The sequence below is a fragment of the Nonomuraea sp. NPDC002799 genome, assembly GCF_053592075.1.
On the sequence record NZ_JBSFVA010000098.1, the window covers coordinates 1 to 5,854 of the forward strand.

Annotated in this window: 5 protein-coding genes; all 5 read left to right on the top strand. The window is 56.2% G+C overall.

Translation table 11 applies throughout. The features are described 5' to 3' along the window. Positions 1 to 903: alpha/beta fold hydrolase (locus ACWD0F_RS51510; RefSeq protein ID WP_449890403.1), on the top strand; the 903-nt coding region annotated here is incomplete at its 5' end. Positions 904 to 971: 68 nt separating this feature from the next. Continuing rightward, positions 972 to 2,264 carry a preATP grasp domain-containing protein gene (locus ACWD0F_RS51515; RefSeq protein ID WP_449890405.1) on the top strand — a complete coding sequence of 431 codons (1,293 nt, stop codon included), beginning with the start codon at positions 972 to 974 and terminating at the stop codon, positions 2,262 to 2,264. A gap of 292 nt (positions 2,265 to 2,556) precedes the next feature. Beyond that, complete coding sequence (locus tag ACWD0F_RS51520; RefSeq protein WP_449890407.1) at positions 2,557 to 3,711, top strand: hypothetical protein; 1,155 nt, start codon at positions 2,557 to 2,559, stop codon at positions 3,709 to 3,711. 51 nt (positions 3,712 to 3,762) lie between these two features. Further along, complete coding sequence (locus tag ACWD0F_RS51525) at positions 3,763 to 4,677, top strand: fatty acid desaturase family protein (RefSeq protein ID WP_449890408.1); 915 nt, start codon at positions 3,763 to 3,765, stop codon at positions 4,675 to 4,677. Beyond that, entirely contained in the window at positions 4,674 to 5,561 is an 888-nt protein-coding gene (locus tag ACWD0F_RS51530) for a hypothetical protein (protein ID WP_449890410.1), read from the top strand. Before ACWD0F_RS51525 ends, ACWD0F_RS51530 begins: the two co-directional genes overlap by 4 nt. The last annotated feature ends 293 nt before the right edge of the window (positions 5,562 to 5,854 follow it).

Sequence of the window (5,854 nt, forward strand, 5' to 3'; positions counted from 1 at the left end):
GCGATCCGGCTGATCAGCCGGATCAAAACCACGCTCGGAGTCCAACTCAACATCCGAGACCTTTTCGACAATCCCACTCCTGCCGACCTGGACGCACTGGTCGCTCACAGCCACTCTCTGAGTAAAACGGATCCGCTGGCACCGCTGCTTCGATTGCGTGGCGGCCACGGTATCCCGCTCTTCTGCGTGCATCCAGGGGCCGGCCTCGGCTGGGCCTATTCTGGGCTCCTTCGTTTTCTGGACGCTCGACCTGTCTATGCCTTGCAAGCACCCGGGCTTAGCGATCCCGAGAGAATAGCGCGCTCTGCGGAAGACTTGGTTGCGGATTACCTTAGGCAAATTCGAAGCGCGCAACCGCAAGGCCCTTATACGCTGCTCGGCTGGTCCATCGGCGGGATCATCGCACACATGCTCGCGGTCCGCTTACAGGAGGAAGGCGAGGAAGTCGCCCTACTCGCGCTGCTCGACAGCTATCCGAGGATAGGACCTAAGGGCCACCTTGCGGATGCGAGGAGAGCTGACGATGTACGCGAGATCGGCCGCTCTATCGGACATGAAATCTCCGTAGATGGCTCGCTTCATGGCGTGGCCGACGTAAAGCTATCCGCACTTGTGAATGTGTTTGGGAACATGCGTCGTACCTTCTCCGATGCTCCATTAGCCGTTTTCGACGGTGACTTGCTGCTGTTTGTGGCGACGGCATCCAGGCCAGAAAATTCTCCATATGTGCCGGAACTCTGGCGTCAACACATAACCGGCGAAATAGACGTTCGATCCTTGAATTGCGCACACGGAGAAATGGCCCAACCTGGTCCACTGTCGCGGATCGGTCCAGTCATCAACGAGAGGCTTTCGCGCGCACTTAGGCGAAGTGTTGATGAGATGCAAATAGGCGAAGAGTAATCGTGAATCACGATATTTCAGGGCGACGGATCAAGAGATAGCCAACCATCGAAGGCAGGAACCTTACAGTGGCGAAAATAATCGTTTTCAACTTCGACAACATCTCGCCGAAGGCTATCTACCGTCATCTATGGCTAATGGGTGAGGGTGACATTATCGTCAGCCCGATAGAGATCGACGAAGAGTACCTCCAGTACGTCTGCGAGATGCTGGGCTTTAGCGCCGAAACAGTTTCGATCGTAGCCGCCAATGAGCGGCTGACGGACGAATATCTTTCTACAGCATCCGCGGATATTGCAGCGAAATTGAAAGTCCTGATAGCCCGCTCCCCAACCTGGGAGGTGGAACCATGCAACTACACCACTGGAGTCGCGGACCTAGCGCGGCGGCTGGACTTGACTCTCGATGTTGGGTTGCGCTTCGCAGCTCAACGTGGCCCAGATCTTCTCAACCGGAAGTCACACTTCCGTCAGCTGGCTGTCGGAGCAGGACTGCCCGTAGCGGATGGCTCGATTGCAGTTACACCAGAAGCGCTGGCCCAAGCCATCGAACGTCATCTGCCGGAGACTGGGACGGTGATCGTGAAGCGAGACGATGGCAAGGGTGGAAAAGGAAACGTCACGCTCACCACAGCAATGGCCGCTCCTTTGCCGGGGACTCGAGAGACCCGTCATTTAGACGGAGACTGCCGAACAGTGGCGAAGGAGTTGTGGGAGGGGCTGACTGATGACCGGAACCGAATGGTCGTGGTGGAAAGCTACCACGAAGCTTCGCACAGCTTCTATTTTGAATACCTGATTGATTCGCGGGGTTGCCATGCATTTCTAAACAGCGGATCCTTTCGCCGCAGACTAGACAGTAATCCCGCAGCAACGCAGCTGGTGTGGGTGGGGCTCGACCTTCCTGCGGAACTGCCGCCATCATCAGCGGTGAATGCCTCGCATCTAGCGGCCCAGCTTGTCCACCTGGCCGCCAAAATCGGATACCGAGGCTACGTTAACATCGACGCCATCCTTACCTCAGGGAACAATATTCTCTTTAACGAGATCAACGGGCGTTGGGGCGGTGGTCTGGTCTTGCATGCGATAGGCGATCGGCTGGTCGGCAGGGAATACGCTGACACGCACGTTGTCTCCGGAATCCTGGACATAGAACCCATGACTTTCCAAGAAGCACTGGGGATAATACAGAATCACGGGCTCCACTTCTCGTCAGAGCGCCAAGAGGGTGTTGTCATTCTTGGCTACGACAAACTCCTCCAGAGAAAACTAGAATGCGCGGTAGTTGCGGCAGACCGGCCTCGAGCGCGTCAGATCGAGAATTGCTTGCGTGAAGCAATCCGAAAAGACTTGAATCGATAGTTGCCGAGTCCTGCGGCGAAGGGCGTAGCCAATCTGGAAATGGTGATGCCTTCAGAGTACGGCCTTGAATTTCAACCTACTCACGAGCTTTCGAGCTAGTCGTGCATTCCCCTCCCTCCCGAGTGCTACCTAAGATACCGCACCGCATAGCTCGATGCTCCCGAGAGATTGGAAACCTAGGATTCGTGGCAGCAATGCGGTTGGTACGTGGATCTCAGCGCTAATGATGACACACGCCCAGTTAAGGGCAACACGATAGCTACTAAAAGCAATGGCGGTCGAAAGGTGAACTGTGACTACCTCTACTACCGGTCAGAAACCTGCAACTGTGGAGGGCGGCGGTATTCGCGTCGACGCATCCGAGCCCTATCCGGAGAGCAGCACACCGGAAGCCCTGGTCTGCTCCTACAATGAGTGGGATCCGCTAGAAGAGGTCATAGTCGGAATCGTCGATGGCGCAAGCTTTCCGTCATGGCACATGTCGCTAGAACCGGTTCTGCCGGAAAATCAAATCGAGACATTCCGTCGGCAGGCGGGGCGACCCTTCCCTCGGCATCGTGTGGAAGCCGCCCAGAAAGAGTTGGAGGAGTTCGTCTGCATACTCGAAGGTGAAGGTGTAACGGTTCGTCGGCCGGAGCCCATAGCGCAACGCCAACCTTACAGCACGTTGGATTGGGCCAGTACCGGTATGTACGCGGCCATGCCTAGGGATGCGCTCCTTGTAGTCGGAACCGAGATAATCGAGTGCCCGATGGCATGGCGGTCCCGTTACTATGAGTCGTTGGCCTATCGCCCGTTGCTGAAGGAGTATTTCAAGCGGGGGGCGCGTTGGAGCGCTGGACCGAAGCCAGAATTGAAAGACGAGCAATTCGACCAGGAGTGGAGCTTGTCCGATGCGGATGAGCCTCCGCGGCTAGTGGTTACAGAGTTCGAGCCGACATTCGACGCTGCAGACTTCACCCGGTGCGGCCGAGACATTATCGCTCAAAAGAGCAACGTTACCAATGAATTTGGTATCGAGTGGCTCCGCCGCCACTTGGGCGATGAGTACCGCATTCACGTATTTGACTTCAAGGATGCGCATCCAATGCACATTGATGCGACTCTGGTGCCAATGGCGCCCGGCAAGCTACTCATCCATCCCGACCGGGTGCAGGAGGTGCCCAACCTGTTCAAAGACTGGGATGTTATGGCAGCCCCGGCACCAGTCATTCCTGACACACATCCGCTATATATGACCAGTAAGTGGATAAACATGAATATCCTGATGCTCGACCATGATCGGGTGCTGGTTGAACGACAGGACGAGCCTATGATCAAGGTTATGCAAAAGTTTGGTTTCACGCCGATCCTGTGCAATTTTCGGAACTTCAACAGCTTCGGCGGTTCGTTTCACTGCGCCACGCTGGACGTGCGACGGCGTGGAGTTCTCGAATCGTACTTCTAAGGAGCAAGAATGCGAGTCTGGAGAAACTCTCCCAAGGATATAATCCTGGTGATGATCAGTGTCGCGCATCTTGCTATCACATTACTCATGGCTGCGACCTGGGATTCGGCCTCCGTCTCTGTACGGGCTGTAGGTGGAGTGCTCGTGGCGGTACTCACTGCGTATAACATTATCGTCATCTCCCATCTGTTCACGCACGTCCCATGGTTTGTTGACGATCGACTCAATGCGCTGGTATCGATACTGAACTCGGTTAACATCGGGCAGTCTGTACAGGCGTATCAGTTGACTCACGTGCGTAACCATCACCGCTTCAACAACGATCGGCAAGCACTCAGCGGCACCACACAGGACACGTCGTCGACTTACCGCAAGGGCAGGAACGGCGATCACGAGCCATTGCTGGCCTACGCCCTTGGGGGAGCGGTGGCTGCTCTGCTGCAGCGTGTCATGGTGTTGTTCGCAGTAGCCCGTCTGTGGAAAGTCGGTCAATACGAAGATGAGTTGTTGTCCTTGGCCGCTCGGTTGGAACGCCGAAGAACGCGGGAGCTTCGTCAAGTTCGGCTGGACCGGGCTGCACACTGCTTGTCGCTGGTATTGTTCGCCGTAATTTCCTGGCAATGGACCCTGCTGTGCTACATCCCGGCATTTTTTGTAGGACTAATTATGGTCAACGTGCAGAATTACTACCGGCATTTCGGCGCGAATCCTGATGAGCGTACTGCGGATTCGGTTAGCTACTATGGCCGCTTCTATAATCTCCTAACCTTCAACGATGGATATCATCAGGAACACCATCTTGCGCCGGGAACGCATTGGTCGAAGTTGCCGGAGATTCGAAAGCGCTACCATGTCAAGCTCAATGGGCAACCTCGTGTCGTCAGTCCGGTTCCAGCCATGCTGGGGTTTCTCGACCGCAGTCGCCCTTTGCTTCACCGTGGCAACGATTCAGAAAGGACGTCATGAGCACAGATTCGAGCCAGCACTCAGTCGCATTTTCTGCGGAAATTATCACAGGTCGCTCCCTGTCAACGGAACAGTTTCGTGTACACCAAACATCTGGGTCAGTCGATGCACATGCTGTGTTGCAAGTGCTAAAAGGAGAGCTCGCAGCCTGCCGGGTGACGGATTTCCTGTCCGTTACTGATCGCGCGCGGATCGCAGGCAACTTCTGGGGGTCAGATCATCTTGTCCCTCGATATGGGGAAGGCGCTGAAGGTGTCGAGGCATATCTCATTGGATCCTCCCATATTGATAAGACCACGGAGGCGTATTTGGATGAGGTCGAGAAAGTTACTGCCGCGATGCATGAATTGTATCGGGATTCCATTAATCCGGTCGCAGAGGTGCGCTCGCTGCTGGTCGACGAGGGCGCGATCGCCGGCGCCCGCCCCGCAGCTCACCTCGGCCGAAAGGCTGGCGACTCGAAAGCGGTCTACTGGAACCAGACCGGGGCTTTTAGTCTGATGCCGCACGAGGACCTAGCCCAACTGAGTGACCCGTTGCAGGACGGGTTCGAGATTCAGCGACTGCGTCGGGTGATGGCAATCAATGTATATCCTCAAGCTTCCGCTAGCGGGGGCAATCTGAAACTTTGGAACATCGAGCCTGATAACCGCACCCGCCGCGCTCTGGGCCTCACCACGAGTGGCTTCCCCTACCCGCCGCACCTGCTGACTGGGTTCCCCAGCATAACGATCGATATCGCGGCTGGTGACCTCTGCGTAATCAACGGCAATCTAGTTCACGCGGTCCTGGGCGGGGTGCCAGCGGATCCAGCGACGAAGCGACTTCTGCTTACCTGTTTCACCGCGCTTGACGAGTACGGCGAGCTTATTTGGTGGACGTGAAAGCGCCGAGAAGGTCGTCCGTGTCCGCAGTGGTGGCAAAAGGATGGTGGCGCCAGCTGAAGGTGCGGGTGCCGATTAATCATCCTGTGGGGCTCATAAATAGGATGCGGTGTCTGACCTGCCGGTTCTCGGGTGGTGTCAGCCGGCATCTGATCAGCTGGCGATCCGGTACTCGTTGATGAGGCCGCCGAGGATGGTTCTGCCGTGGACTTGATGGTTGGCCAGGTCGATGGGGGTTGGCGGTTCGGTTTCGGCTTGCGATGGGGCCAACTGCCTGATGCCGCGGTGAGGTC

Coding starts and splice junctions, on each gene's coding strand:
- ACWD0F_RS51530 (WP_449890410.1), top strand. CDS start 4,674: ATGAGCACAGATTCGAGCCAGCACTCAGTCGCATTTTCTGCGGAAATT.
- ACWD0F_RS51525 (WP_449890408.1), top strand. CDS start 3,763: ATGATCAGTGTCGCGCATCTTGCTATCACATTACTCATGGCTGCGACC.